We start from the raw sequence: 2,384 nt of genomic DNA, 5'->3' as shown, positions 1-2,384 counted from the left end.
CAAGCCGAAGATCACGATGCCTATACCGAGCACTGAAATCAGGTAGCCGACAGCTTTACCGACAAGTCTCATAGTGCGTGCTCTTGAGGCCTAACGCCTGAGTTAAGCCGACCCGCGAAGCGGGTTCGGCTTGAATGAAATGTTAGGCCTCAGCCTACTCCATTGACACCGGAATCTGCTTGTCCAAGCCTTGCTCTTTGAGGAAACCAAGAATCCAGTCGAGGTGTGGTTGGTAGAAGGAGACGTATTGTCCGTCTTGTAGTGTGAGGACGACGCAGCCAACATGAGGCTGAAAGATCTCTTTGACCTGACCAGATGCAATAAGAGTTTGAGCTTGCTCAAGTGGAATCACCTCAACAGGGATGGCGGCTGCAGAGTTTGTTTGAGGTGCAGAGGTGCATCCAGCCGCCCAGAACAATGAGATGAGCAAGCCGATTGCGACAATGTTTTTCATGAGGCCTAACACCTGAATTAAGCCGACCCGCGAAGCGGGTTCGGCTTGAATGAACTGTTAGATGCCATTTGCGAGCTTTGGCAACAAGAAAAAGCCGATCAGGACCATGCCGAACAGGAAAAGCACAGCATAGAAATTGATGTTGGCTAACACGCCAATCCAGTAGAGCCTAGTGTCCCGCTCTTCTACTCTCCGAAATGCCAGGAAGGCGAGCAGAAGTGACGAGCCCAGAACAGAGAAGCAGATGGCTGTAGCATGCGGCATGACAGAGAGAGCAGCTCTGCTGAAGGCAGGAATGCGTGGGCCGTGAGACGCGATGAAGTCCGCGGAATAGGCAGTGAGCGGCAGCGAAATGTACGCCGGCGCGATCAGCAAGCCCATGCAGCTTGTGACGTAGAGAAGTAGGCCGATGGCTACCTTGATCTTTGGCATGGCATCTAACGCTTGAGTTAAGCCGTGCCGCGAAGCGGCATCGGCTTGAACGAATTGTTAGGTGCCACCACTGCCACCCTGCATGTGCTGCTGAATCTGGCGCTGTAGCTCCGCGAACTGAGCCATGAGCTCGTCACAGGCTTTCTTCTCCGCTTGGCACAGGGCATTAGTTTTCATCCTTACAGTGCCTGACTCCTCGTAGACAGTCCTCTTAACCGCGGCAGGGTGCGCGGGATGGCCGGGTGGAGTGAACGACCAAATTGAGCGTTCTTGCGGCGCATCTACCTCGATAATTGTCCAACCTGCGTTGTCGCGGACAGTTACATCGGGCTTGCTCCTTAGATCCTCAAGCGCAGCTGCGACTGTGGGATAGCCAATGCCATCAGATTCGTGTGCGTCGGAAGAATGCGCACTCTCGATGGCTAAGAGTAAGAGTGCTACGAGGCGCATTTAATGTCTCCTGTGGCACCTAACGCCTGAATTAAGCCGACCCGCGAAGCGGGTTCGGCTTGAATGAATTGTTAGGGCGCATCGACGTGCCCAAGGACGGTTCCGTCTTGAACGTAGTAGATGGTCTGAACACCCTCATACAAGTCAGAGATCTCGAACGTCATCCGGTGAGCGCAAAGACATGCAGTAGCCATGCCAGATGGCGTTTTTGTCGGAAGTGACAGAGTTGCGGCATTGCGCCACTCACGAAGTTCCGGCTTGTCTGGGATATGAGCACAGTTGAGTAGAGCGGTCACGGTGAGCGTGACTACGCTGCCGTTACGGCTAGGCTCTAGGCGGGCTGCTTGCTCCAGCGGAGGAGCGTTGTCACAGAGCTCCTTGTCCGCAACAAGAGCAACGGTGCCGGCACGGACTGTGCCGGATAGCCAGGCAATTGCCAGTACCAACAACCAGATTGCGCGATGTTTCATATGCGCCCTAACACCTGAATTAAGCCGTGCCACGAAGTGGCATCGGCTTGAATGAATTGTTAGCCGTCATTGCGGTCGCCCATGTGACTCAACAACGAACTCAACGACTTGGTAGCGGTCTATACGAAGGACGGGCCACTGAGCTGCGACATATACGAACTTACCGTGCAAAGTTGCGGTTATAGCGCGGCCATCTGGTAGGAAGTTTTGCCAGTACGCATCGTAGAACTTGGAGTTGGGCGACTCGGGCGCATCCGACGCACTTGAGCCAAGCGCAATCAGGACCTCGGGGCAATCGCTGTCAATGAGCCCGATGCCATGACGGTTTGGAAGAACGGTTGCTCTGACGGAAATGCTCTTACCGTTGAAGCGATCAGGACTTGCGGCGATTGCACAGACTGAAATATGTGCATCGGACACGTTCGCGCCACCTGAAGCCACAACTGCAATGAATGTGAGAATCGCGAGCATGTTGGATGACGGCTAACGCTTGAATTAAGCCGCGCCGCGAAGCGGCGTCGGCTTGAATGAATTGTTAGGCTGCAGGCTAGCCATCCACCCAAACAGCCTGCCCGGGA

Annotated in this window: 2 protein-coding genes; both read right to left on the bottom strand. The window is 54.4% G+C overall.

Annotated elements, in window-relative coordinates; translation table 11 throughout:
- Positions 1–154 precede the first annotated feature (154 nt).
- Complete coding sequence (locus QFW80_RS00570; protein ID WP_280598956.1) at positions 155–454, bottom strand: hypothetical protein; 300 nt, start codon at positions 452–454, stop codon at positions 155–157.
- 57 nt (positions 455–511) lie between these two features.
- Positions 512–886, bottom strand: coding sequence for a hypothetical protein (locus QFW80_RS00565; RefSeq protein ID WP_280598954.1), 375 nt, complete (start codon positions 884–886; stop codon positions 512–514).
- Positions 887–2,384: the final 1,498 nt, after the last annotated feature.

This window comes from Luteimonas rhizosphaericola, assembly GCF_029888045.1.
Taxonomy (GTDB): domain Bacteria; phylum Pseudomonadota; class Gammaproteobacteria; order Xanthomonadales; family Xanthomonadaceae; genus Luteimonas; species Luteimonas rhizosphaericola.
Note: the sequence above shows the minus strand (reverse complement) of the source record. Positions and strands in the feature narration are given on the sequence as shown.

What these genes read in the sequence shown, in the direction of transcription:
- QFW80_RS00565 (WP_280598954.1), bottom strand. Translation starts at nt 886, where the DNA reads ATGCCAAAGATCAAGGTAGCCATCGGCCTACTTCTCTACGTCACAAGC.
- QFW80_RS00570 (WP_280598956.1), bottom strand. Translation starts at nt 454, where the DNA reads ATGAAAAACATTGTCGCAATCGGCTTGCTCATCTCATTGTTCTGGGCG.